We start from the raw sequence: 24,905 nt of genomic DNA on the forward strand, positions 1-24,905 counted from the left end.
CGCACCCGTTCCGGAATCCTTCGGGAAGCCTTAGAGGTCGCGGGCGAGGTCCGCCAGCGAGGTCACCGGGAGATCGAGCTCGGCCATCGCGCTCGCGTACGCCGTGTGCGCGCGCCGCGCCTCGCCGTAGCGCCCGAGGCGGAGCATCGAGGTGATGAGCAGCAGGTGGCACGGCTCGTCGTAGGGGTCCTCGGAGAGGAGGGAGACCAGCCAGGGCACCGCCCGCTCGGGCTGGTCGGCGCCGAGCCGGATGGCCAGCCGGCGGCGTACCTCACGGGCGAGGTGGGCCAGGTGCTCGCGCGGCTCGTCGGTCCACGGCTGGTCCTGGTCGTCGTCGAGCAGCGGCCCGTTGTAGTGCGCGATCGCCTCCTGCAGGGCCTCGACGGCGTCGGTGCCGGGCCGGTCGGAGAGGTCGAGGGCGCGGCGTGCGGAGGTCTCGAAGGCGACGGCGTCGAGCTCGACGACCTCGGCATCGAGCCGGACGGTGGCCCGGTCGGCGACCACGAACCGGTCGGGGTCGTGGGCCTTGTCGGGGTCGAGGACCGAGCGCAGGGTCGAGAGCACCACCGACAGCCGCGCCGAGGTACCGCGCTGGCCGGGCCAGAGCACCTCGGCGAGCGCGTCGCGGCTGACCGGACGCCCGCCGCGCACGGCGAGGTATTTCACGGCGTCGCGGGCCTTGCGCGACCCCCAGGCTGACGCCGGCACCGGTCGCTCCCCCACGAGCACCGCGAACGAGCCGAGCAGGTGGACCGACACGGGTGGCACGGACCGGCCGCGCACCGCCTGGCGCGGACCGGCGATCCGGGTCGCGTCGTCGCGGACCCCCAGCTCCATCAGGTGCCGGCGGGCGGTCCGCTCGCCCTCGCGGTCGCCGGTGAGGACCGCGGCGATCACCGCGTTGTCGGCCGTCCCGATCCGGTGCCCGGCCTCGGCCCACAGCCCGGCGGCCTCCCGGATCGGGTCGAGCGGCACCGGGTCGCTCGCGAGCGCCTGCAGCTCCAGGGCCTCGGCGAGGCCGACCGGGTCGCTGCGCCGGCCCGCCTCGAGCACCGCCCGCGCGGCGTGCTCCTGGGCGAGCGCCGGCCGGCCGGCCAGGAGCTCGATCCAGCCCGACGCGAGCAGCGGCGCGACCCGGCCGAGGGCCGTCGGCACCTGGCTGCCGCGCTCGGCGAGGGCGCGGGCGGCGTCGAGGCCCTCCAGCACGGTCGTGCGGGCCAGGCCGGCGAGCGCGTCGCCGATCACCTGCGCCTGGTCGGTGCGCTCGGCGGTCGCGACCGCCTCGCGGTACGCCGCAGCGGCCCGGGCCGCGTCACCCCGCAGTCGGTAGGCCTCGCCCAGCCCGTGCAGGGCGACCGCCAGCAACGGGGCGTCGACCGCCCGCGCCGACGCCTGCGAGCTGCGGAGGTCGGCGATCGCCTCCTCCAGCCGTCCGAGGGCGAGCAGCGCGTCGGCCCGGTTGTAGGCGGTGATGCAGCGCATCGGGCCGTCGTCGGCACCCCACAGGTCGAGGGCACGGTTGACCCAGGCCAGCGCGGCGTCGTACCGGCCCTCCTCGTTCTCCAGCGACGCGAGGTTGGTCAGCACCCGGATCAGCACGGAGCGGGCTCCGGCCACCTCGGCGTGCGCGAGCGCGTGCTCGTACGCCGTCCGGCTGGCGGTCCGGTCACCGGCATGGGCGGCCACGAGCGCCCGGGCGATCCAGGCCGACGCACGGGGCCGGGGCTGGCCGGCCACCTCGGCCTCCTGCCGGGCCAGGTCCGCCTCGCGGACGCACTCGTCGACCTCCGCGCGGCCCCACAGCGACGAGGCCAGGGCGGCGTGCAGCTCGGCCCGGTCGGCCGGATCGGCGTCCTCCTCGATCCGCGCCCGGCGGAAGGTCTCCAGCGCCTCGGCGAACCGGCCGTTGAAGTGCAGGCCGAGCCCCAGCCGCCAAGAGGCCGCCACCGGCAGCCCGTCCGCGTCGTCGGCGCAGACCTCTCGTGCGCGCAGCAGGATCTCGGGATCGGCGGTGAGCAGGACCTCCTCGGTCTCCTCGACGAGGGCAGCCAGCAGTGCCGCGGCCTCGCCGCTGCGCAACGCCTGCCGCACCGCCGTGTCCATCGACCCCCATCTCGCCCGGCTCCGAGCATCGTACGGCGAACGCACGGAGCCCGTACCGAGGATTCCTCGGCACGGGCTCCGTGTTCAGGCGGTCAGCCCTTCAAGGCCGTCCGGTCTCAGGCCGACCGGCTCCGCCGGCCGAGCACCAGGCCCGCACCGGCCAGGACCAGGCCGACGCCCAGCGGCATCAGCCAGCCCACGGGACCACCGGTGTTCGGCAGGCCCGTCGCGGCCTGCGCGCTGTCGACCTCGTCCTTCGACTGGTGGCTGGTCTCCTCGACCCCACCGACCTCGCAGACGACGCCCGAGTCGGGCGGGGTGGCCGCGAGGTCGTAGGTGTAGGTCGGCTTGTCGCCGTCGAACACCTTGCCGAGCTTGCCGATCAGGGTGACCACGCCGTTGACGACGGAGACCGCGTAGTCCGCGGTCTCGGTCGGGAGGACCCAGCTCGCGTTGGCCGTGACGCCGGTCGGGTTGCACGGGTCGCTCGACGCGATGGCCGGTGCGACCAGGCACGCCGTACCGCTGTCGGTCGGCGTCGCCGCCACCTGGTACGTGTACGTCGTCGCGTCACCGTCGAAGCGGTAGTCGTCCTTGGCGGTCAGCACGATCTGGCCCTGCACGATCGCCGCCGAGTACTCGTCGGTCTCGGCCGGCAGCACCCAGGTGGCGTTGTTCGGGCCACAGGGGTCCTTCTTGTCCAGCGGCGGGACCACGATGCACGCGATGTTGCTGTCGGTCGGCGCCGGGATCGTGACCTGCTTCTGCATGTTCGGGAACCAGGCGTTGCCGGTGGCCGTCAGCGTGATGCTGCCGTCCGGGTTGGTCGTCACGGTCCACGGACCCTGCGGCACGGTGCCGAAGGTGGCGTTGTCCGGGCCGCACGGGTCGACCTTCGGCACGTTCGGGACCGTCGCCTCCGATGGGCACTCGGCCACGTCCACGTCCTTGGCCTGCTCCCCCGGCTCGGCGAAGCGGATCGCGATCGAGTTCTGCTCGTCGTTGAACGGGGTCGGGAAGACGGTGCCGTCGGGCCAGTCCGCCGCGTTGACGCTGACGATGATGATGTGGTCGAGCACACCCGGCGGGGTGGACACGTACTTGCAGACCACGATCTTCTTCGGGCACGCCGCGGAGTTCGTGTCGGTCGGCTTCGGCAGGGTCACCTCGGTGTCGCCACCGGGGAACGTGGTGTTCGCACCGGCCGTGATGGTCACCGAGCCGTTCGGGTTGAGGACGGCGGTCCACTCCCCGTTCGGCGCGGTCGGCAGCGGCAGGGTGTACGCCGCGTTGTTCGGGCCGCAGGGGTCCGTGGCCGGGATCTCCGGCACCGGGATCTCACCCTGGGCGCAGGCGACACCGCTGTCAGCGGGCTTCGGCACGTTGACCGACGTCTGGCCGTTCGGGAAGGTGACGCCCGCACCCGGCTTGATCGTGAAGGTCACCGAGCCGTCGGCCTCGATCACGCCGTCGTACTGCTGGGTCGACGGGACCGGCGAGAGCGCGTGGATGTTGTCGGGCCCGCAGGGGTCCTGCCACTGCACCGTCGGGACCGGGATCTGAGTCGGGCAGGGCGCGGTGAAGGTCTCGGTCGGCGGCGGCAGGGTCGCCGTCGTCGAGCCGCCGAAGAACAGGTAGCCGGCGTTGGCGACCAGCGTGATCGAGCCGTCGCCGTTGCGCACGACCATGTAGTTGCCCGCGGGCACCTGGCCGTAGACCGCGTTGCCCGGACCGCAGGGGTCGTCGACCGGGACCTGCGGGACCGGCATCTGCTGCGGGCACTCGGACAGCGCGACGTCCTTGGCCTGCTCGCCGTCGTTGGCGTACCGGATCGCGACCGAGATCTGCGCGTCGGCGAACGCCCACGGGAAGGTGCCCGGGAAGCCCGGCAGCGAGCTCACGCTGGGGATGACGATGTGGTGCAGCACGCCCGGAGGCGTCGAGACGTACTTGCAGACCACGACCTTCTTGGTGTTGACCGCCGCCGCTGCGGCGGCGAACGAGGTGCTCGGCGCCTTGTTGGCGACCGGCACCTTCACCTGCTCAGGAGCCTGCCCGGCCGCGGCCTCCGGCTGCGCAGCGGCGCCCTCGGACGACTTCGCCTCGTCCGGCTTCCCGGAGTCCGACGACTGGCCGGACGACTGCTCCGACGGCTGGTCCGACGGCGTCGGGTCGGCCGACGGCTTCGGCTCCGGCTTCGGGTCCGGGCTCGGCTCCGGCTTCGGGTCCGGCGTGGGCTCCGGCTTCGGGTCCGGCTTCGGGTCCGCGCTCGGCGCCGGGTCGGGCGTCGGCGTGGACGACGCGGTGTCCGACGTCGTGGGCGCCGGGTCGTTCACGTCGTCGGCGTACGCGGGACCACTGAGGACAGTGCTCACCACCACGACTGCCGGCAGCAGGAGTGCGATCTGGTGCCGACGCCGACGGGTCTTCTCGACCTTCGTCGGCTCGGAATGGCGCCGGAGGAGGCGCGAGGAACTGGACATCTGCGGGTTACCCCCATTGCGTCGCGACGAGGGGGGCCGTCGCGACCATTGCAAAGGTGAGGACACGGGCGGTCCGAGGACGCACGACAGCGACTGGAGACCTGATGTCCACGCCCCACCGCGAACCCGGGTCCAGCTCTCGTCGCTCCGGTCGTCCGCGCCTCCCGAGCGGGAAGGGCGACCAGAACCCAAGCCAGCAGCCTAAGCAGGACCAAAGTCCCGGTCGGGCGGATTTCGAGTAAAACAGCCGCGGGCGCCGGAGATTTAACCTTCGCGCGTGACCGGCGCCACAGGATCTGGCGCGACGCACCTGCTCGGGTCCGGGCGCCCGTGCCGAGGGGTGGCCCCGGGCCCGGGCGCCCGGCCCGGATCAGGCCTGCCGGCCGCGCCTGCCGAGCACCAGGCCGGCACCCGCCAGGACCAGCCCGACGCCCAGCGGCATCAGCCACCCCGCCGGGCCGCCGGTGTTCGGCAGCGAGGTGGTCGCGGCGGCGACCTCGTCCTTCGGCGGGTCCTTGGTCTCCTCCACGCCTCCGACGGCACACGCGGCGTTGGTGTCGACCGGCGCCGTGGCCGGATAGGTGTACGTCGGCTGGTTGCCCTCGAACGCCTTGCCCGTCGCCGCGATCAGCTTGATCACGCCGTCGACGATCGAGACCGTGAAGTCCGCGGTCGGCGCCGGGACGACCCAGGTGGCGTTGGCCGGACCGCAGGGGTCGTTCGGCGCCAGCGCGGGGGCCACGAGGCATGCCGTGCCGGAGTCGGTGGCCTCGTAGACCAGCGGCGGGGTGACGCCGCCCTCGAGCTCGTAGTCCGCGGTGGTGCTGATCTCGACCTTGGTCACCGGGTTCCCGCTGAGCGTGACGACGTACACCGCCGGGTCCAGCGCCTTGATGGCGGCGAGGTCCGCGTCAGCGAAGAAGGCGTTCGCCGGGCCGCACGGGTCGCTCACCACAGGCTTCGCCGGCACGGGCGCGGGGCACAGGGCACCCGCGTCGTCGACCATGAACTCCCGCTTGGTGGTCCCGTCCGGGAACTCGAAGTCCGCCGTCGTGGTGATGGTGATCTTCGTGACCGGAGGTCCGTCAGTGACGACGTCGTACACGTCGGCGTCCCAGGCGTCCTCCTCGTCGGCGACCCAGTCCTGCAATGCGGTGACCGCGTCGCTCGAGAAGTACGCGTTGGCCAGGCCGCACGGGTCGGTCTGCTCCGGAGCGGGCGGTACGTCGGCGACGCACAGGTCGTCGCCGGCGTCGGTCGCCGTGTAGACCACCGGCTCGTCGGGGTCGAACTCGAAGCCCGGGTTGGCGGTGATCGTGATCTTCGTGACCGGGTCGCCCTCCGGGACGACCGTGTAGGCCTGCGTGCTCGGCGGGACCGCGGTGAAGAAGGCGTTCGCCAGACCGCAGGGGTCGTTCACGGGTGGCTTGGGCGGCGGTGTCGCGTCGCAGGGCGCTCCGGACTCGCCGTCCGAGGCGAGGAAGACGAGCTCGGTCACGCCGCCCGGGAAGATGAAGCCGTCCTTGACGGTCACGGTGATCTTGGTGACGGGCGAGCCCTCGGTGACGACCGTGTACTGCTCGCCGGTGACCGGTACCTCGTCCTGCGGGAAGTACGCGTTCGCCGGACCGCAGGGGTCGAACGGGACCGGGGACGGCGGGTCGGCCGGGATCGGGTCGCCGTACAGCGGGCAGTTGTCGGGAGTCAGGTCCTTGGACTGCTCGCCCAGCTTGGAGTAGCGGATCGCGATCGAGGCGCCCTGCGCGTCGTTGAAGTACTCCGGGAAGGTGCCGTCGAAGTTCTTCGGGACGTCGTTGATCAGCACGGTCTGGGCCTTCTCGCCCGTCACCGGGGTCGCGGAGTACTTGCAGACCACCCACTTCTTCGTGTTGATCGGGTCCACGGCTGCCGCCAGCGAGGGAGCCGCCTTCTTGCCCGACGGCGCCGCCGCGACGGGCGCAGCCGCCGTGACCAGGTCGGCGCCCTCGTCGGCCTCCTTCCCGGCCGGGACCTCGTCCTCGGGCGCCGCGGCCGGGGCGGCCTCCTCGGTCGGCGACGCGGGTTGCTGCTCGGGTTCGGGGGCCGGTTCGGGCTCGGGTGCCGGTTCGGGCTCGGGGGCCGGTTCGGGCTCGGGCTCAGGCGCCGGCTCGGGCTCAGGCGCCGGCTCGGGCGACGGTGCGGACTGCGCCGTGTCGACGGGCGTCGACGGGTCGCCGACGTCGTCGGCGAGCGCAGGGCCGCCGAACGCCGTACTCAGCAGCACGGCTGCCGGTAGTGCGAGTGCGATCAGGTGGCGCCGGGAGCGGCGCGGCGAACGAGACATGGGCAGGACTCCCCCGGCAGCCAGGGCGAGGGGGGCCACGACCGCCATCATGGATCGGGTGGATCGGACAGCCACGGGAAGCGCCGGTCCTGCCCGCGCCCCACCGCGGACCCGAGTCGTGCGCAACCCGCCAGGCCATCCCCACGTCCCGAGCAGCACGGTGGCCGGACGACCGATCAACGGGTCGCGGACCGGAAGGTCTCACGAGGACACGCGCCCAGCCGAAGATTTAACTCAACGGGCTGTCGTCACGCGGAGATCCTCCGGTGCGGTCTAGACCAGCAGGGCCAGCGCGGCGCCGTATCCCTCGGGTACGACGACGTCGCGCACCGTCCAGGCGCCCAGGCTCCGGCTCGGTGCGCCGTCGGTGCCGAGGTAGTCGAGGTGAGGGTCGCGGCCCAGGCCGATCCCGATCCCCTTGAGGTAGGCCTCGGTGCGCGCCCAGGCGCGGGTGAACCGCACGGTGGCCCGGCCGCCGTCGAGCGTGCCGTGCGCGGCGGCCTCGATCTCCTCGAGCTCGCGCGGGTGGAGCAGCTTGGCCAGCGCCACCGGGTCGTCGGGGTGCCGCTCGACATCGACGCCGACCGCGACGTCGGCCACGGCGACCAGCACCTGGCCGGGGGTGTGGCTCAGCGAGAACTCCACACCGGAGCCCTCGGCGCGCGGACGGCCGTGCGGCTCGCCGCAGCCGGGACAGGCGTGCCGGCCCCAGACGACCTTCTCCGGCGGGGTGTCGGACACGGCGCCGACCACCAGGCGGGCGGCCGCGTGGGCGATCTCGTAGGCACGACGCAGCTCCGCGCGGACGTACGACGAGGCCTGCCGCCGCTCGTCCTCGTCGAGCCAGTCGCGGGCGACCGCGAGCTCCGCGTCGGCCAGTGACTCCGTCGGGACCCGCCAGACCGCGACCGGTCCCGCACCCCGGGCCACCGAGGTGTTGAGAAGGGAGTCGAGGACGTCCGGGGTCACCGGCTCGGCCTGCTGGTCCGGTACGGCCTTCGCCACGTCGCGCGTCATCACTCCTGAGGCTAACAAGTGGGTGTGAGCGGGCTCACCGCGCCCATCCGCCGGTTCTCAGGACCCGGCCCTGTTGCGCTTCGCCTTCGCGATCGTGTCCTCGACGATCGAGTTCAGCCGGGCGCCCTGCGGCCAGCCGGCGTAGTGGCTGAGGAAGACCACGATCTCGCGCAGCGCGTCGTCGTCGAGCTCGCCGGCCGCGTGGGCGGCGGGGACCTGGATGCCGAGGACGTCGGCGGCGCCCTGGCCGGCGAGCATGCCGATCAGCAGCAGCCTGCGATCCCGGTCGCTCAGCCCCGGGCGCTCCCAGATGTCGGCGAACAGGTGGTCGGCGGTGTAGCGGAAGAAGTCGCCGGTGCCGTCGGTCATGTCGAAGCCGTAGACCTGCTCCATCCTGCGCAGGCCCTTGGCACGCAGCTCCGGCAGGTCGTCGAACTTGTCACTCATCGCACTCCCAGTCCCTTCCCCAGCCGTGGCAGCGCCTCGCGTGCCACTGGTACGTCGACCCCGAGCTCGTCGGCAAGGGCGATCGCGAAGCCGAGGTCCTTCTCCCCCAGCGCGGCGACGTGGGAGAAGACGCCGTGCCAGAAGTCGTCCTCGGCGATCGGCGCCGTGGTGGTGCGATACATGATCGCGCCCGGTCCGCCGGTGATCGCGTCGGTGTGGCGGACGACCTCGCCGAGCGCGACCAGGTCGAGGCCGGCGGCCTCGGCGAGGCGCTGCGCCTCGGTGACGGCGGTGAACGCGACGAAGTGGATCAGGTTGCGCGCCAGCTTCATGCGGGTGCCGGAGCCGACCGGGCCGGCGTGCACGACCGTGCTGCCCATCGCCTCCAGGGCCGGGCGGGCCACCGCGACGTCGTCCTCCGAGCCGCCGACCATGATCGCCAGGCTGCCGTCGGCAGCACCCATCGGGCCGCCGCTGACAGGCGCGTCGAGCACGCGGCGTCCGTCCGCGGCCAGGGCGGCCGGCGTCTCGGGCGCCACCGTCGAGTGGATCACCAACACCGTCCCCGCAGGTACGTCGGCGGCGACCGCCCGGACCTGGTCGTCGTCGCGCACCATCACGCACACCACGTCCACGTCGAGCTCGGCGACGGAGCCGACGGCACGCGCCCCGGCGGCGACCAGCTCGGCGACCGGGTCGGGCGCGACGTCGTACACCGCCAGGTCGACGGACTCGGCCGCCGCCAACCGCAACGCCATCGGCTTGCCGATGTTGCCGAGGCCGACGAACCCGACCCGGGTCACGGGCCGGTTCACAGCCGGAAGGTCTGGCCGCCGTCGACCGCCAGGATCTGGCCGGTGACCCACGACGCGTCGTCGGAGAGCAGGAACAGCAGGGCGCCGACCATGTCGTCGACCGAGCCCATCCGCTTGATGGCGAGGCTGTTGCGGACGATGTCCTTCGCGGCGTCGCCGGCCTGGGTGCGGGTCGCCTCGGTGTCGGTGGGGCCGGGGGCGATCGCGTTGACCCGGATCCGCTGTCCGCCGAGCTCGTGGGCGAGCTGCTGGGTGAGGCTGTTGATGCCGGCCTTGGCGAGGCCGTAGAAGCCGGAGTAGAGGTACGCCGCCGTCGAGCTCTGGTTGACGATCGCTCCCCCACCGCGCTTGGCGATCTCGGGGTACACCGCGCGCGTCATGACGAGCGCGCCGTCGAGGTTCACCGCCATGAATCTCTTGTAGTAGTCCCAGTCGACGCTGATCAGCAGGTTGAACTCCATGCTGCCGTAGATGGCCGCGTTGTTGACCAGGTGGTCGATGCCGCCGAGCTCATCGACGGACCTTGCGACGAGCGCGTCGGCCGACTCGGCCGAGGAGACGTCACAGGACACGAAGATCGCGCGACCGCCGTCGGCCTCGATCTGCTTCGCGACCTGCTCCCCCGCCTCAGCGTTGAGGTCCGCGACGACGACCGCCGCCCCCTCGTTCGCCAGCGCCCGCGCATAGGCCTCACCGATGCCCTGGGCCGCGCCGGTCACGACGACGACCTTGTTCTCGAACCGCTTGGTCACTTCATCCCCATCCATCACAAGTTTCACCGGCTGACCGGTGTTTCTCATGCTTGGACGAGGAAGTTTCATCGTCCAAGCGCCAGTTTCACCGGCCGGCCGGTGAAACTCCCACGATGCTCACGCCGGCTCCGCGACGGTCTTCGTCTCCAGGTACTCCTCGAACCCGGCGACGCCCATCTCCCGGCCGATGCCGGACTGCTTGTACCCGCCGAACGGCGCGTCCGGGCTGAACCACACGCCACCGTTGACGGCGAGGGTGCCGGTGCGGATCCGTGCCGCCACGGCCTTCGCCCGGTCCAGCGAGGCGGAGTCGACCGAGCCCGAGAGCCCGTACGCCGAGTCGTTGGCGATCCGCACCGCGTCGTCGTCGCCGTCGTGCGCGATGACCACCAGCACCGGCCCGAAGATCTCCTCCTGCGCCAGACGTGAGGAGTTGTCGAGGCCGGCGACGACGGTGGGCTGCACCCAGAAGCCGTCCTGGTCGATGACCGATCCGCCGGTGGCGAAGGTGCCGCCCTCCTCCAGCGCGATCGAGAAGTATGCCGCCACCCGGTCGCGCTGCACGGCGGAGATCACCGGGCCGCAGATCGCCCCCGGGTCCTGCGGATCGCGCGCACCGATCGACTCCATCGTCGACGCCGCGACTGCGACCGCCTCGTCGTAGCGGTCGCGCGGCACGATCAGCCGGGTCGTGATCGCACAGCCCTGGCCGGCATGGATGCACGCGGCGAACGCCGTACCTCCCGCCACGGCGGCGACGTCGGCGTCGTCGAGGGCGATCGCGGCGGACTTGCCGCCGAGCTCGAGGAAGACCTTCTTCACGGTGGGCGCGGCGGCCGCCATGATCGCCTTCCCGACCGCCGTGGAGCCGGTGAACGACACCATGTCGATGCGGGGATCGGTCGAGAGCACCGACGCGACCTCGTTGGAGCGCGGCGTGACGACGTTGAGGACGCCCGGCGGGAGGTCGGTGTGCTCGGCGGCGAGCCGGCCCAGCTCGGCCGCCACCCACGGGGTGTCGGGCGCGGGCTTGAGGACGACCGTGCACCCGGCGGCCAGCGCCGGGCCGACCTTCGCGAGGTTGATCTGGGTGGGGACGTTCCACGGCGTGATCGCGGCGACGACGCCGACCGGCTCGCGGTGGACGGTCCGGCGCGAAGGGATCCCCATCGGCGAGGCGACCCCCAGGTCGGTCGAGAACGCGTAGGACTCCAGCAGGTCGGTGACCCACTTCAACCCGTCCACGGGTACGTCGAAGCCGGCCGCGCCCATCATGAAGCCCGGCATCCCGACCTCGGCCGTCGTCAGGGCCCGGAAGGCGTCGGCGTCCTCGAGCAGCGCCGCGTGCAGCTGGCGCAGGCAGCGCACCCGCAGCTCGCGGTCGGTCGACCAGGTCGACTCGTCGAAGGCGCGGCGGGCGGCGGCGATCGCGGCGTCGACGTCGGCCGCCGTACCGTCGGGTGCGACGCCGATCTCCTGTCCTGTCGCGGGATTCACGATCGGGTACGTCGCCCCGGACGACGCTGCGACCAGCTTGCCGTCGATCAGCTGCTGAGCAGCGGGGGGCAGCGTCACGAGACCGGCTCCTGCGTCACGTAGTCGCCGCGCTCCACCGGCGGCGGCCAGACGGTCGAGGGCAGGTCCTTGCGGCGGTAGTGACCGGGCACGTCGTGGCCGGTCACCGACATCCGCTTGAGCAGGGTGTCGGGCGCCTTGCCGGCCTCGATGATCGACAAGAAGGTGTGCGCGGTCGAGGGCATGTCGAACCAGTCGCGCTGCCAGGCGATCTTGACCTGCCCGGCGTCCGCGCCGGAGGTCTGGCGCTCCACGCCGAACCAGGAGCCGCCGATCCCGAGGATCTCGTACTCGTCGCCGTTGTCGTCGAGGATGCCGGAGCGCTGCTTCCAGAAGCCCACGATCATCGACTTCTGCTCGTCGATGACGGTGCAGACGTAGTCGTAGTGCCAGCCGTCGAGGCCGTCCATCTCGATGCCGATCGCCCAGTCCCGGATCTGGTCGCGGCCGACGGCCATGAAGTGCTCGTCGTGCGAGTACATCCAGCCGTAGGTCGCGTCCTGCGCGAACCACTCGGCCATCACCCGCCAGTCGCCGCTCTGCTCGGCCTCCCGGTTGATCTGCAGCCAGGAGTCCCAGAACTCCTCGATCTCGGCCCGCGTCAGGTCACTCATGTCAGTCCTCTTCGATCGAAAGGGCGAAAGCAGGGCAGTACTTCACGGCGGTGGCGACATCGGTACGACGGTCCTCGGCGGGGTGCGGGTCGAGCAGCGTGACGACGTCGGCGTCGTCGTCGAACCCGAACACGTCCGGGGCCTCGCCCTGGCAGAGCTGGTGCCCCTGGCACAGGCCGGTGTCGGCGACGACCCTCATCGCGACGCCCGACGGCGGTAGCGGACCCGGGCGGGCTGGGCGAGCTGGATGACCATCTTCGTGAAGTCGTCGCGGTAGGAGTCCAGCTCCTGCACCGGCTCGAAGGTGAAGTCGCGCAGGATGACGGAGAAGATCGCCTTCATCTGCATCATCGCGAAGGCGTTGCCGACGCAGCGGTGCTTGCCGGCGCCGAACGGGATCCAGGTCCAGCGGTTCTGCAGGTCCTCCTGGCGCGGGTCGACGTACCGCCCCGGGTCGAAGGAGTCGGCCTTCGGGAAGTCCGCCTCGATCCGGTTCGACACCCGCGGCGAGGCCGCGAGCACCGTGCCGGCCGGGATGGTGCGACCGAGCAGGTCGAAGTCCTCCTGCACGAGCCGCATCAGGATGACCAGCGGCGGGTGCAGCCGCAGGGTCTCCTTGAGCGCCGCCTCCAGCACCGGGATCGACCGCAGTGCCTGGAACGAGACCTCGGACCCGTCGGCGTAGAGCGCGTCCAGCTCGGCGACGACGTCGTCCATCACGGTGGGGTTGCGGAGCAGCTCGATCATCGCCCAGGAGGCCGTGCCCGACGAGGTGTGGTGGCCGGCGAACATCATCGAGATGAAGATGCCGGTGACCATCTCGGCGTCGTACCCCACCGCGATGAGGACGTCGAGCAGATCCCTGTCCTGCTTGGGGATCTCACCTCCCATCGACTCGGCCCGGGCGATCCGCGCGGCGATGATCGCCTGCACCTTCGCGACCAGCTCCTCGCGGGCCTCGTCGCGGATCCGGAAGCTGTCGATGTCGGCGTACGGGTCGACGTACGCGATGGCGTCGGTGCCGTGCTCGAGGCGGTGGTAGACCTCGGCGAACGACCCGTCGAGCTGGTCGCGGAAGGGCTTGCCGATCAGGCACGACGAGGTCGTGTAGATGGTCAGCTCGGCGAAGAAGTCGAGCAGGTCGATCTCGCCCTCGTCACCCCAGTCGGCCACCATGCGGCGGATCTCGGCCTCGATCGTCTGCGCGTGCCCACGCATCATGTCGCCGCGCAGGGCCTGGTTCTTGAGCATCTGCTGGCGCTCTTCGGGAGAGGCGTCGAAGACCACGCCCTTGCCGAAGATCGGGGTCATGAACGGGTACGCCGCCGCCTGGTCGAGCACGTCGTCGGGCGCCCGGAAGAAGGCCTCGTTCGCCTCGGCGCCGGTGACGAGCACGACGTTCTTGTCGGCGAGCCGGAACCGGCCGACGTCGCCGCACTCCTCGCGCACCCGGTGGAACAGGGCGATCGGGTCGACCCGCATCTCGGGGAGGTGGCCGGTGCCCTTGATGATCGCGGGTACGTCGGCGCCCTGGTCGTCCAGGACGGTCGAGACCTCGGGGATGTCGGCGAGGGTCACTTCTTCTCCAGGGGCGCTTCGGGGTTCACGTCGACGGGGCTCAGGTGCACGCCGCGGGGCGCGCTGACGACCGTCGTGATGGCGTCGGCGATCGCGGTGGCCTTGAGGAAGTGGGAGTGGCGGGCATGGCCCCACCTCACCCACTCGGTGAGGACCTTCGCGCCGGCCTCGGCGTCCCAGTCGGAGCCCATCTCCGACCAGGTCGGTCCGGGCCGCACGACCGAGGCCCGGACGCCGGAGCCCTCGAGCTCCATCTGCAGCGCCTCGACCAGCCCCTCCAGCCCGGACTTCGTGGCGCTGTAGCCGCGCATGAACGGCCGCGCACGCAGGGCGGTGTCGGAGGAGACGAAGACGAGGTCGCCGCGCTGGCGCTCGACCATCCCGGCTCCGAAGGCGCGGACCAGGCGGTGCGCGCCGAGCACGTTGACGTCGAACTCGGCCGCGAGCTGGTCGGTCGTCGCGTCGAGGATCGAGCCGGGGGCGAGCAGGCCGGCGTTGCTGACCACGACCTCGATGTCGCCGAGCGCCGCCGTCGCCGCGGCGGCGAACTTCTCGACCGACTCGGTCGACGCCACGTCGAGCGGGTGCACGAAGGCCTCGCCGCCGTCGCCGCGGATCTCCGAGGCCAGCTCCTCGAGCCGGTCGACGCGACGGGCACCGAGCGCGACCGGGAAGCCGGCCGTCGCGAGGGCGCGGGCGGTCGCGGCGCCGATGCCGGAGGACGCGCCGGCGATCACGGCGGGGCGGCGGTCGGGGTGGACGGGCTTGCGTGAGGCAGCCATCACGCGCCCCTCTCGACGAACGTGACGGGCAGCGAGGCGAAGCCCCGCACGCTGGTGGAGTGCACCCGGACCGCGCGGTCGGCGTGCACCTCGAGGTCGGCGACCCGTCGTACCAGCTCCTCGAGCACCACCCGGGCCTCGAGCCGCGCCAGGTTGGCGCCGAGGCAGAAGTGCCGGCCGGTGCCGAAGCTCAGGATCTGCGACAGCTCGGCCTTCTCGCGGCCGATGTCGAAGACGGTCGGGTCGGTGAACACCCGCTCGTCGCGGTTGGCGCTGCCCAGCAGCACCAGGGCCTTCGAGCCACCGGGGATCAGCACGCCGCCGACCTCGACGTCCTCCACGACGTAGCGCGCCAGCATCTGGCTGGACGTGTCGTGGCGCAGCGTCTCCTCGATCCACGCCGGCACCAGCGCAGGATCCGCGAGGACCTGCGCCTTCTGCGCCGGGCTCGCGGAGAGGTGGAGGAGCGCGTTGCCGAGCAGCTTGGTGGTCGTCTCGTTGCCGGCCACCACCATGAGGAACAGGAACGCCATGATCTCGCCGTCACTGAGCCGGTCGCCGTCGACCTCGGCCGCGACCAGGGCCGAGGTGAGGTCCGCGGTCGGCGCCTTGCGGCGCTGGGCGACCATCTCGCCGTAGTAGCCGAAGAGCGCGAAGGAGGCCTCCACGCCGGCCTGCGGTACGTCGCGCACGCCGTCCTCGCGGTGCACGACCAGGTCGGCGAGTCGTCGTACCTCGTCGCGGTCGGCCACCGGGACGCCCATCAGCTCGGAGATGACGTCCATCGGGAGCTTGCCTGCGAAGTCGGCGATCCAGTCGGCCTCGCCGTGCTCGGCGTTGGCGGCGAGCGTGCGCGCGAGGTAGCGCTCGGTCAGCGCCTGCACCTGCGGCGTCAGCTCGCGGACCCGGCGCGGGGTGAAGGCGGCGGAGACCAGCTTGCGGATCCGTGACTGCTCGGCGCCGTCGAGGCCGAGGAAGCTCATCACCCGGTGCGCCTCGGAGTTCCACGCCGACGCGTCGAGGGAGACGCCCATCCGGTTGGAGAAGACCTCGTCGTTGCGCAGCACGTCGAAGACGTCCTGGTGGCGCGAGACCACCCAGATGTCGTCGGCCGCCGCGTGGAAGACGGGCGCCTCCTCGCGCAGGCGCTGGTAGGTCGGGTAGGGGTCGTCCTGGAAGGCGTAGTCGTAGGGGTCGAAGACCAGCGGGGCGCCGGTGGTCGACCGGTCGCCGGTGGTTGATCCTGTCGAAACCATCAGTTGCCTCGCATGATCACGTCGACGGCGGCGACCAGCCGCTCGGCGATCTGGTCGTAGGTCATCAGTCCCATCCCGGCCTGGAGCAGCGCCCCGGAGAAGGTCAGCACCAGCACCTCGAGGACATCGGGGTCGGCCTCGTCCCCGAGCGCGGCCTCGAAGCGGGACAGGAACTCCGCGCCGATCCGCAGCCGCAGCCGCGCGACGTCGGGGTCGGTGCCGAGCAGGGCCGGGGTCACCGCCGCAGCCAGCTCGGGCTCCTCGACGATCCGCGCGGTGAGCGCCCGCATCGTGGCCTGGAGCCGCTGGGTCGCCGTACCTGCGGCGATCTGGGCGATCTCCGTTGCCGTCAGGTGACGCCAGAAGAGCTCGGCGAAGAGGTGGTTCTTGGAGGCGAGGTAGGTGTATGCGGTCGCCGGGGAGACCCCCGCCCGCTGGGCGACCGTGCGGACCGTCAACGCCTCGTGGCCGACCGCCCGCAGCTCCTCGAGCCCGGCGGCCAGCAGCCTCTCCACCGTCTCGGCCTGCCGGGGGTTCAACCCCTGGCGTGGCATCTCGAACACCTGACTGGACACATGTCCAACATAGGAGACGCATCCGTCGGGCGCAAGACATTTCTTAGAACTCGTTCTAGTTTGTGAGCATGCGCAACGGGATCGTCCTCTTCACCTCCGACCGCGGCATCACGCCGGCCCGACTGGCCCAGGCGGCCGAGGAGCGGGGCTTCGACACGATCTACGTGCCCGAGCACACCCACATCCCGGTCCGTCGCGACGCGCTCCACCCGACCGGCGGCGAGGAACTGCCCGACGACCGCTACCTGCGCACCCTCGACCCGTGGGTCTCGCTCGCGACCTGCGCGGCGGTCACCACCCGGATCGGCCTGTCCACGGCCGTCTCGCTGCCCGTCGAGTCCGACCCGATCACCCTCGCCAAGACGCTCGCGACCCTCGACCACCTCTCCGGCGGCCGGGTCACCGTCGGCGCCGGCTTCGGCTGGAACACCGACGAGCTCACCGACCACCACGTGCCCGCCGCGAAGCGCCGCACCGTGCTGGCGGAGTACCTCGGCGCGATGCGGGCGCTGTGGACGCAGGACGAGGCGTCGTACGACGGCGAGTTCGTCTCGTTCGGCCCGAGCTGGGCCTACCCGAAGCCCCCGCAGGGCCGGATCCCGGTCATCATCGGCGCCGGCGCCGGACCGAAGACGATGAAGTGGATCGCCACCCACGCCGACGGCTGGATGACCACGCCGACCTCGACCGACGTCGCCGCTAGCGCCGGCCTGCTGCGCAAGGAGTGGGCCGAGGCCGGTCGTGAGGGCGAGCCCGACGTCCGGGTGCTGGTCGCGAAGCGGCCCACGGAGGAGGACTTCGCCGACTGGATGGCCGCCGGCGCGTCCGAGCTGATCTGGGGCGTGCCCGACTCCGACGAGTCCGCCGTGCTGACCTACCTCGACAAGATGGCCGCCCGGCTGGGTCTCGTATGAACGGCACCCCATTCGATTTGGTCCCCGAACCGGGCAAATCGCAGCCGATTCGTATGGGGTGCAGCCGGTACGCCGAGCTGAGCCGCGCCGAGCTGGCGACACTGGTTCCCGAGCTGCTGCTCATGGGCCAGCTGATCGACCGCTCCGGCATGGCGTGGTGCATCGCGGCCTTCGGGCGCGAGGAGATGCTGCAGGTCGCGATCGAGGAGTGGGCGGCCGCCTCGCCCATCTACACGCGGCGGATGCAGCAGGCGCTGGGGTACGCGCCCGCCGTACCCGGGCAGGGCGACGTGGTCACCATCTTCAAGGGCCTGCAGCTCGACATCGGCGCTCCGCCGCAGTTCATGGACTTCCGCTACACCGTGCACGACCCGTGGCACGGTGAGTTCCGGCTCGACCACTGCGGCGCGCTGGTCGACGTGGAGCCGATGGGCGCCGACTACGTGCGGGGCATGTGTCACGACATCGAGGATCCGACCTTCGACGCCACCGCCATCGCCACCAACCCGCACGCCCAGGTCCGTCCGATCCACCGGCCGCCGCGCGTGCCCGCCGACCGCAGCCCGCACTGCGCCTGGACCGTGACGATCGACCCCGCCTTCCCCGAGCCGACGCCGGTGCCGGCGCTGGCCGTCAACGAGCGCTCCCGGGCCGCGCTGCTCGAGCTCGCGCCGATCGACCCCTCCGACGACGGCCTCGCCGGCTACGCCGGACCATTGCTGTCGGACGTCGACTTCGCCGCGTTCTCGCACTCCGCGCTGGTCCGGATCGCCGACGAGGTCTGCCTGCAGATGCACCTGCTGGACCGGGGCTTCGCCCTCGCGGTGGCCGAGCGCGTGGAGACCGACGCCGAGCTGCTCAAGCTGCGCCGCAAGCAGCTCACCGGCATCGCCGGCATCGGCGCCGAGCGGCTGGCCCGCGCCCTCGACCTGCCTCGCGACGCCGCCGGCGCTCTGCGCGCGATCTGGCTGCACCCGCTGCTCAACCCGGCGGCGTACGTCGCCGCGTCCGCCGACGCGGCCGCGATCACCGTCGCCCCCGGACCTGCCGACGAGGACGCGGCCTGGATCTCCCTGTGCGGCCCCGACTGGCCCGACGCGCTCCGGGCGATCGCCGGCGCCGTCGACCCCCACCTCGACGCCCGGGTCACCGCGTCGCCGCGCGGCGGGTGGCAGGTCGAGGTCGTCGCAGGCGAGGAGCGCCCCGAGGCCGAGGAGGTCGCGGTCACCCGGTTCAGCACGGGTGCGTCGTTCGTGTTCGAGCCGCGCAGGTCGATCCCGATCACCCCGGTCTGAGGCGACTCAACCGAGCTGCACGAGGAACGCCACCGACCGCTCCAGCACCACACCGGCCGCCGCGGCGTCGTACGTCGGCAGCGAGCTGTCCGTGAACAGGTGACCGTCGGCGGGATAGAGGAACAGCTCGCCCAGCTCGGGCCCGGCCGCCTCGACCAGCTCCTTGGCGGCGGGCAGGTCCTCGGCGAAGAACTCGTCGCCCTCGCCGCCGTGCACCTGGACCGGCACGCCGGCCGGCCAGGGACCGAAGGCCCACTCACCGGTGACGGGGATGCAGGACTCGTAGAGCAGGGCCCCGCGCGCGCCCGGCCGGGCCTGGGCGAGGCGCTGGGCCGCGGCCTCGCCCACGGAGAACCCGGCGTACACCAGCTCGGGCGGCAGGGCCTCGACGGCGCGGTCGGCGCGCGCGTCCAGCTCGTCACCGAGCTCGCGGATCAGGGCCAGGCCGGCGTCGAGGCTGTCGGGGACGGTGCCGTCGAACAGGTCGGGGGTGTGCACGACGTGTCCGGCGGAACGCAACGCCTCGGGGAACTCCCGGACGCCGTCGGTGAGCCCGCGGGCGTGGTGGAACAGGACGACCTCGGCCATCTCTTCACTCCTGACGATCGGTGGTGGGGGACCCTGAGGACGCTAGTGGCGACCGGGGACAACCCGGTCCCGGAAAACCTGCAAGTTCTCGATCCGTAGGCGCTCACACCCCTGTGTCCCTACGATCACGCCATGACTGTCTCGGGCCCGCCCGCGGACGACGCGACCCTGGTCGCGGGCGTCCTCGCGGGCGACCGGCACGCCTTCGCCGGGGTCTACGAGCGCTACGCCGACCGGCTGCACGACTTCGCGTACTCGATGCTCCGCAACCGCGAGGAGGCGGCCGACTGCGTGGCGGACTCGTTCGTGCTGATGGCGGAGAAGGTCGGTCAGCTGCGCGATCCGTCACGGCTGCGGCCGTGGTTGTACTCCGTGGTGCGCAACGAGTGCCTGCGCACCCTGCGCGGCCGGGCCCGGGAGGCCCACGACGACGAGTGGCTCGAAGCCATGCCTGACCTCGGGAGCGGGCCGGAGCAGCAGGTCACCGACGCCGCGGTCCGAGACGAGCTGCGCGAGCTGGTCTGGGCGGCGATCGAGGGTCTCAACGACCGCGACCGCGCCCTCCTCGACCTGCACCTGCGCCAGGGCCTCGACGGCGCCGAGCTCGCGGCCGCCATGGACGTGACGACGCAGAACTCCTACGTCATGCTCAGCCGCGCCCGCGACCAGGTCGAGCGCTCGCTCGGGGCGCTGCTCATCGCGCGCCGCGGCAGCGAGCTGTGCGGCGAGCTGACCGGCATCCTGGGCGACTGGGACGGGCGATTCTCACCGCTGATCCGCAAGCGCGTCGCCCGCCACATCGACGGCTGCGAGACCTGCGAGACCCGCCGCAGGCTGATGGTCAGCCCGCTCGCCCTGCTCGCCGGCGTCCCGGCCTTCGCCGCCCCCGCGGCCCTGCGCGAGCGGGTCCTCGAGGACGAGCGGCTGGTCGCCTACTACGTCGACGACCCGGTGCTGCCCGGTCAGGCCGGAGCCGGAGCGGGCGGTACGACGAGGCGCGTGCTGCTCGTCGTGGGCCTGGTCGTGCTGCTGCTCGGCCTCGGCGGTGCCGCCGGCCTGGCCTGGTGGCCCGACGAGGAGTCGGCGATCGCGACCGACCCGGCGACGAGCAGCTCGCTCCCGACCACGCAGGCGAGCGAGACGACGGCGATCGCCACGGCGACCCCGACGACCGTCGTACCCGCGGATCCGTCGGTTCCTGCGACCACCGACGCGACCCCCACCGATCCCACCAGCGCCACCACCGACGCCACCGTGGCCGCCCCGGGCGACCTCCGCGTCTCGACCCGCACCCTGCGCCTCGGCGCCAGGTCCGGCGGCACCGTGCAGCTGCGCAACGCCGGCGGTACCGCGCTCGACTACACCGCGAAGTCGCGCGTCGCGTGGCTGTCGGTGTCGCGGTCGAAGGGGTCCCTGCAGCCCGGCGCGGGCTCCGGCCTGTCCGTCACGGCCGACCGCGCCACCCTCGCCGAGGGCAGCAGCACCGGCACCGTCGCGATCGCGTGGTCCGGCGGCACGGTCCTGGTGTCCGTGCACGTCACGGTCGACAACCCGCCCGTGATCGGCGCGATCCAGGTCAGCCACGCCGACGACTGCTCGCCGCGTACGGTCACCACCACGGTCGGCGACGCGACGCTCCGGTCGGTCCGGGTCGCCTGGAGCGGACCGAGCGGCAACGGCCAGAAGGCGATGACCGGCTCCGGCGGCGGCTGGACGGCGAGCATCGGCCCGTTCCCGATCGGCGGCACCGTCACCGCGACCGTCACCGCGGTCGACGGGGCCGGCCACACCACAACCCGCTCGACGGGGTTCACCACGCTCCCCTGCCCCGGCTGACCAGCCTGCCCCGGCCGTTCCACCACTGCAGTAACACGCTGTCCACCCGACTACCCGAGCGTTGTCAGCAGCAGCCACGGCGTGTCGTCGGCGTGTCGTGCTGAGAACCGGCGGCCAGTGCGGTGGACAGCGTGTTGCAGCGGGCCGGATCAGCGACGTCGCGGCTCAGCGCCGCTCGAATGTGATCCCCGCCCGCTGCAGCCGACCGAGCAACGCGTCCCCCATCGCGGTGGCGGTGGTGACCTGGCCGGCCACGTTCGGGTTCTCGTCGAGGGCCAGGCACAGCGCGGACTCGGCCAGCATCTTGGCCGTCTCGGTGTAGCCCGGGTCGCCACCCGACACCCTCGTGCGGACCTTCACACCGTCCGTCTCGGCGACGAAGTCGACGGTGAACCAGGACTTCTCCCGCCGGCTCGGCGACGGGCCCTCGCCCTGCGGGACCCGCTTGAGCAGGGCGTTGCGCAGCGGCGGTACCTGGGCGGCGAGGGTCAGGCCGGTGACGCCGACCGCGCCGCCGGCGGCGTACCGCAGGGTCTTGGTGCCGGCGAAGTGGGAGTAGCTGAACGCGGGACCGTACGACGCCAGGTGGGCGCCGCTGCGGGCCACGACGAACGGGTCGATGGTGGGCAGCGGCAGCAGCCAGTAGCCGAGGTCGTGGTCGCGGCGCGGACGTCCGGCGACCGCACGGGAGCGGCGCCCCTCGGGGCGCGGCTCGAGGCGGCGGCGTGCGGTCGAGGCCTCCTTCATCTGCCGGGCACGGGAGAACGCGGTGAGGGCGGAGTGGAAGGTGCCGCCGGAGAAGCCCGCCCCCGCGCGGACGACGCCGCGCATCGTGACCGGGGTCGTGATCTCGCCACCGACCTCCTTGCTCAGCTCCTTGATCGTGAAGTAGGCGCCCAGGTCGTGCGGGATCGAGTCGAAGCCGCACGAGTGCACGAGGCGCGCACCGGAGCCCTCGGCGGCGGCGTTGTGCTCCACGTAGGTGCGGTCGACGAACTCCGGCTCGCCGGTCAGGTCGACGTAGTCCGTGCCGGCGTTGGCGCACGCGGCGACCAGCGGGCCGCCGTACTCGAGGTAGGGGCCGACCGTGGTCGCCACCACCTTCGTCGTCGCCACCACCTCGGCCAGCGCGTCCGCGTCGGCGGCGTCCGCGACCAGCAGCGGCAGGTCGGCGAGCGCGGCGTTCGCCGGGTTGGCGGCGACGAGGTGGTCGCGGACGGCGGCGAGCTTCTGCTCGTTGCGTCCGGCCAGCGCCCAGCGCAGCCCGGCGGGGGCGTGCTCGGCGAGGTAGTCGGCGGTGAGTCCCCCGGTGAAGCCGGTGGCTCCGAACAGGACGACGTCGTACGGGCGCGTGCTGTCAGCCATGCCCCCACTCTTCCATCGCCCCCGAACCCGATGGAACCCTCCCGGTCCCCTCGCCCGTCATAGGCACGTGGAACCCGACACCGAGGCGACGTACGCCGAGTACGTCCGGCAGAGCTGGCCGAGCCTGGTCCGCGCCGCGGTCTTCCTCGGCGCCCGCCCGCACGAGGCCGAGGACCTCGCCCAGACCACGCTGGTGCGCTGCTACACCGGTTGGGGGAAGGTCAGCAGCGCGGACAACCGCGATGCGTACGTCTACCGGATGCTGCTCAACTGCCTGCGCGACGTGCGTCGTACCCGCTGGTGGAAGGACCGGCAGTACGACGCCCCCCTCGACGGGCCGCGCACCGCGGAGCCCGACGCCACCGACCGGGTGGCCGTCGCCGACGCAGTGCACCGCGCCCTCGGCGCGCTGAGCAAGCCCAACCGCGAGGTGGTCGTGCTGCGGTACTTCGTCCAGCTCACCGAGCGCCAGACCGCAGACGCGCTCGGCATCCCCGCCGGCACGGTCAAGAGCCGGCTGTCCCGCGCGCTGGCGCACCTCGCCGCCGACGACCACCTCCTCGACCTCACCGGAGGCACCTGGTGACCGACCTCGAACGACTCTGGGACGACTACCCCACCGACCCCGCGCCGGTGGGCGCGATCCTCGCCGCCACGGCCTCGCGACCGCACCGCCGGCTGCTGGTGCGCCCGGTGCTGACCGCCGCCGCGGTGACGGCCCTCGCCGGCGCGTTCGTCGCCGGCACGCTCGTCGACGGGGGCGACGGGCCGGCCGCGGGACCGGGAGGCCCGGGCACCCTGCCCCGCCACGTCGCCTTCCAGGCCGACCTGGAGCCGGCGACGTCGTGCGAGGACCTGCGGACGTCGTACGTCGACCGGGCACTGCAGGTCGTCGGCCCGTGGGGCTGGGGCGGCCCGATCATGTACGCCGAGGGCGGCGACCTCCTGCGCAAGCAGGTGGAGGTGCCCGAGGTGGCGGACTCGGCTGCCTCGGGCGCTGCCCGGACCCCGCAGACCGAGCGGCAGACCAGCAGCGAGACCGGCACCAACGTGCAGGAGGCGGGCGTCGACGAGCCCGACACGGTCAAGACCGACGGCAAGATCATGGTCGTGGTGCGCCACGAGCGCCTCGACGTGTACGACGTCGCCGGCTCCTCGACCGCGAAGGTCTCCTCGGTCTCCCTCCCCCGCGTCGACGACACCGAGATCCTGCTGGCCGGCGACACCGTCGTCGCCCTCGGCCGTGACGCCGGCAGCACCCCCGAGACATCCGGGACCCGGGTGCTGACGGTCTCCCTCGCCGACCCGGCCGCGCCGAAGGTCGTCGACGACGTCAGCTACGACGCCGACCGGCTCTCGGTGCGCCAGCACGGCGACGCGGTCCGCCTGGTCCTCGCCAGCGGCCTGCCCGACCTCGACTTCGTCGAGCCGACCGGCAAGCGCAGCGAGGACGAGGCGCTCGCCCACAACCGCGAGGCGGTCGAGGACAGCACCCTCGAGGACTGGCTGCCCACCGTCACCGCCGGCGACGCCAAGCCCCGCCAGCTGCTCGACTGCCGCGACGTCGCGCTCGCGCCCGACGAGCTGGCCCTCGGCACCACCAGCGTCGTCGGCTTCGACGCCGGCTCCGCGGACCGGCTCGACGCGATCGGGCTGAGTGGCCTCACCGACATCGCCTACGAGTCGGCCGACCACCTCTACCTCGCCAGCGCGGGCGCCGGCGCGTGGGGCTGCACCGACTGGTGCGGTGCCGCGGTGGACCGGACGATGCGGGTGTTCCCCGGCGGCGGGACCGGCGGGTCGTCGTACCTCTTCGACTTCGCGCTCGACGGCACCCGCGCCACCCACGTCGCCTCCGGCGAGGTCGAGGGCGCGATCCGCGACCGGTGGTCGCTGGACGAGGCCGGCGGCGTGCTCCGGGTCGCCGTCGGGCCGACCAGCGAGACCGGCAACTTCAGCTCGGTGCTCACCTTGGCCCGGCAGGGCAAGGAGCTGGTCGAGCGCGGCCGCCTCGACGGCCTTGGCCGCAACGAGGAGATCCAGTCGGTGCGCTGGTTCGACGACCTCGCCATCGTGGTGACCTTCCGCCGCCGGGACCCGCTGTACGCCGTCGACCTCACCGACACCGCCGCTCCCCGCCTGCTCGGCGCGCTCAAGATCCCCGGCTTCTCGTCGTACCTCCACCCGCTGGGGCGGGCCCGCCTGATCGGCGTCGGCGAGGGCCCTGGCCCCGGCGGCTGGGGCGCCCAGGTCGGCCTCTTCGACGTCCGCGACACCACCCGGGTCTCCCGCCTCGACGTGCTGTCGTACGGCCGCAACACCTCGGCCCTCGCCGGCGCCGACCCCCGCGCCTTCACCTGGCTGCCCGACCACCGCACCGTGCTGACGGTCGTCGAGAAGTGGAGCAGCCGTCGCGTGGGCTACGTGTCGGTGCTCAAGCTCGCCGGCGGGAAGCTGCACGAGCGTCGGATCAAGGTGGAGTACGGCGACGACGTCGACCAGGTGCGGACGGTCCCCCTGCCCGACGGGCGGGTCGTGCTGGTCACCGGGGAGGACGCGCAGTTCCTCGAGCTGTGATCCCCGGCCA

The 24,905-nt window shown here is 72.6% G+C and carries 21 protein-coding genes; 5 read left to right on the forward strand and 16 right to left on the reverse strand.

The genetic code is table 11. The annotated features are described in order from the left end of the window. Positions 1-30: 30 nt before the first annotated feature. The 14 genes from FBY23_RS23490 to FBY23_RS23560 all read right to left on the reverse strand — a co-directional run bounded on the left by FBY23_RS23490 (position 31) and on the right by FBY23_RS23560 (position 16,320). On the reverse strand, positions 31-2,103 hold the full coding sequence (locus FBY23_RS23490; RefSeq protein WP_141800347.1) for a tetratricopeptide repeat protein: 2,073 nt from the start codon (positions 2,101-2,103) through the stop codon (positions 31-33). A 116-nt stretch (positions 2,104-2,219) separates the two neighbouring features. After that, positions 2,220-4,478, reverse strand: a complete 2,259-nt coding sequence (locus FBY23_RS26505; RefSeq protein WP_160158347.1) for a hypothetical protein — start codon at positions 4,476-4,478, stop codon at positions 2,220-2,222. Positions 4,479-4,956: 478 nt separating this feature from the next. Then, positions 4,957-6,948 (reverse strand): LPXTG cell wall anchor domain-containing protein, encoded by a 1,992-nt coding sequence (locus tag FBY23_RS26355; protein ID WP_186348243.1) that lies wholly within the window; start codon positions 6,946-6,948, stop codon positions 4,957-4,959. A gap of 234 nt (positions 6,949-7,182) precedes the next feature. After that, entirely contained in the window at positions 7,183-7,926 is a 744-nt protein-coding gene (locus FBY23_RS23510) for a 4'-phosphopantetheinyl transferase superfamily protein (RefSeq protein ID WP_141800351.1), read from the reverse strand. Positions 7,927-7,983: 57 nt separating this feature from the next. Beyond that, complete coding sequence (locus FBY23_RS23515) at positions 7,984-8,373, reverse strand: carboxymuconolactone decarboxylase family protein (protein WP_141800352.1); 390 nt, start codon at positions 8,371-8,373, stop codon at positions 7,984-7,986. Next, complete coding sequence (locus FBY23_RS23520; protein WP_260806521.1) at positions 8,370-9,188, reverse strand: NAD(P)-dependent oxidoreductase; 819 nt, start codon at positions 9,186-9,188, stop codon at positions 8,370-8,372. Before FBY23_RS23520 ends, FBY23_RS23515 begins: the two co-directional genes overlap by 4 nt. After that, entirely contained in the window at positions 9,185-9,940 is a 756-nt protein-coding gene (locus FBY23_RS23525; RefSeq protein ID WP_260806522.1) for an SDR family oxidoreductase, read from the reverse strand. Before FBY23_RS23525 ends, FBY23_RS23520 begins: the two co-directional genes overlap by 4 nt. A gap of 117 nt (positions 9,941-10,057) precedes the next feature. Beyond that, positions 10,058-11,515 (reverse strand): aldehyde dehydrogenase, encoded by a 1,458-nt coding sequence (locus FBY23_RS23530; protein WP_141800354.1) that lies wholly within the window; start codon positions 11,513-11,515, stop codon positions 10,058-10,060. Further along, a complete protein-coding gene (locus FBY23_RS23535) occupies positions 11,512-12,129 on the reverse strand; it encodes a nuclear transport factor 2 family protein (RefSeq protein WP_141800355.1) in 618 nt (205 codons plus the stop codon). Before FBY23_RS23535 ends, FBY23_RS23530 begins: the two co-directional genes overlap by 4 nt. A 1-nt stretch (position 12,130) precedes the next feature. After that, complete coding sequence (locus FBY23_RS23540) at positions 12,131-12,328, reverse strand: ferredoxin (protein WP_141800356.1); 198 nt, start codon at positions 12,326-12,328, stop codon at positions 12,131-12,133. Further along, positions 12,325-13,707: a cytochrome P450 gene (locus FBY23_RS23545; RefSeq protein WP_313901102.1), complete on the reverse strand. Its 1,383-nt coding sequence runs from the start codon at positions 13,705-13,707 to the stop codon at positions 12,325-12,327. Before FBY23_RS23545 ends, FBY23_RS23540 begins: the two co-directional genes overlap by 4 nt. Then, the gene (locus FBY23_RS23550; RefSeq protein ID WP_141800357.1) at positions 13,704-14,489 is read right to left on the reverse strand and encodes an SDR family oxidoreductase; all 786 of its coding nucleotides are present in this window, start codon (positions 14,487-14,489) and stop codon (positions 13,704-13,706) included. The genes FBY23_RS23545 and FBY23_RS23550 overlap by 4 nt, the downstream gene beginning before the upstream one ends. Beyond that, positions 14,489-15,745 (reverse strand): cytochrome P450, encoded by a 1,257-nt coding sequence (locus FBY23_RS23555; RefSeq protein WP_141800358.1) that lies wholly within the window; start codon positions 15,743-15,745, stop codon positions 14,489-14,491. Before FBY23_RS23555 ends, FBY23_RS23550 begins: the two co-directional genes overlap by 1 nt. Continuing rightward, complete coding sequence (locus FBY23_RS23560; RefSeq protein ID WP_222117928.1) at positions 15,745-16,320, reverse strand: TetR/AcrR family transcriptional regulator; 576 nt, start codon at positions 16,318-16,320, stop codon at positions 15,745-15,747. Before FBY23_RS23560 ends, FBY23_RS23555 begins: the two co-directional genes overlap by 1 nt. Positions 16,321-16,388: 68 nt before the next feature. Here FBY23_RS23560 and FBY23_RS23565 point away from each other — a divergent pair, with 68 nt between their 5' ends. Continuing rightward, positions 16,389-17,234, forward strand: coding sequence for an LLM class F420-dependent oxidoreductase (locus FBY23_RS23565; protein WP_141800359.1), 846 nt, complete (start codon positions 16,389-16,391; stop codon positions 17,232-17,234). A 53-nt stretch (positions 17,235-17,287) separates the two neighbouring features. Next, entirely contained in the window at positions 17,288-18,529 is a 1,242-nt protein-coding gene (locus FBY23_RS23570; protein WP_141800360.1) for a hypothetical protein, read from the forward strand. Positions 18,530-18,535: 6 nt separating this feature from the next. On the opposite strand, the gene FBY23_RS23575 is transcribed toward FBY23_RS23570, so the two are convergent. Beyond that, positions 18,536-19,117, reverse strand: coding sequence for a dienelactone hydrolase family protein (locus FBY23_RS23575; RefSeq protein WP_141800361.1), 582 nt, complete (start codon positions 19,115-19,117; stop codon positions 18,536-18,538). A gap of 132 nt (positions 19,118-19,249) precedes the next feature. Here FBY23_RS23575 and FBY23_RS23580 point away from each other — a divergent pair, with 132 nt between their 5' ends. Further along, positions 19,250-20,953, forward strand: coding sequence for a sigma-70 family RNA polymerase sigma factor (locus FBY23_RS23580; RefSeq protein WP_141800362.1), 1,704 nt, complete (start codon positions 19,250-19,252; stop codon positions 20,951-20,953). Between the two features lie 165 nt (positions 20,954-21,118). Here FBY23_RS23580 and FBY23_RS23585 read toward each other — a convergent pair whose 3' ends face one another. Beyond that, a complete protein-coding gene (locus tag FBY23_RS23585; RefSeq protein WP_141800363.1) occupies positions 21,119-22,318 on the reverse strand; it encodes a trans-acting enoyl reductase family protein in 1,200 nt (399 codons plus the stop codon). A 67-nt stretch (positions 22,319-22,385) separates the two neighbouring features. On the opposite strand from FBY23_RS23585, the gene FBY23_RS23590 reads away from it, so the two are divergent. Together FBY23_RS23590 and FBY23_RS23595 are read left to right on the forward strand one after the other, a co-directional pair. Then, a complete protein-coding gene (locus FBY23_RS23590; protein WP_141800364.1) occupies positions 22,386-22,904 on the forward strand; it encodes a SigE family RNA polymerase sigma factor in 519 nt (172 codons plus the stop codon). Beyond that, positions 22,901-24,895: a beta-propeller domain-containing protein gene (locus FBY23_RS23595; RefSeq protein ID WP_141800365.1), complete on the forward strand. Its 1,995-nt coding sequence runs from the start codon at positions 22,901-22,903 to the stop codon at positions 24,893-24,895. The genes FBY23_RS23590 and FBY23_RS23595 overlap by 4 nt, the downstream gene beginning before the upstream one ends. The last annotated feature ends 10 nt before the right edge of the window (positions 24,896-24,905 follow it).

Source organism: Nocardioides sp. SLBN-35 (genome assembly GCF_006715725.1).
Taxonomy (GTDB): domain Bacteria; phylum Actinomycetota; class Actinomycetes; order Propionibacteriales; family Nocardioidaceae; genus Nocardioides.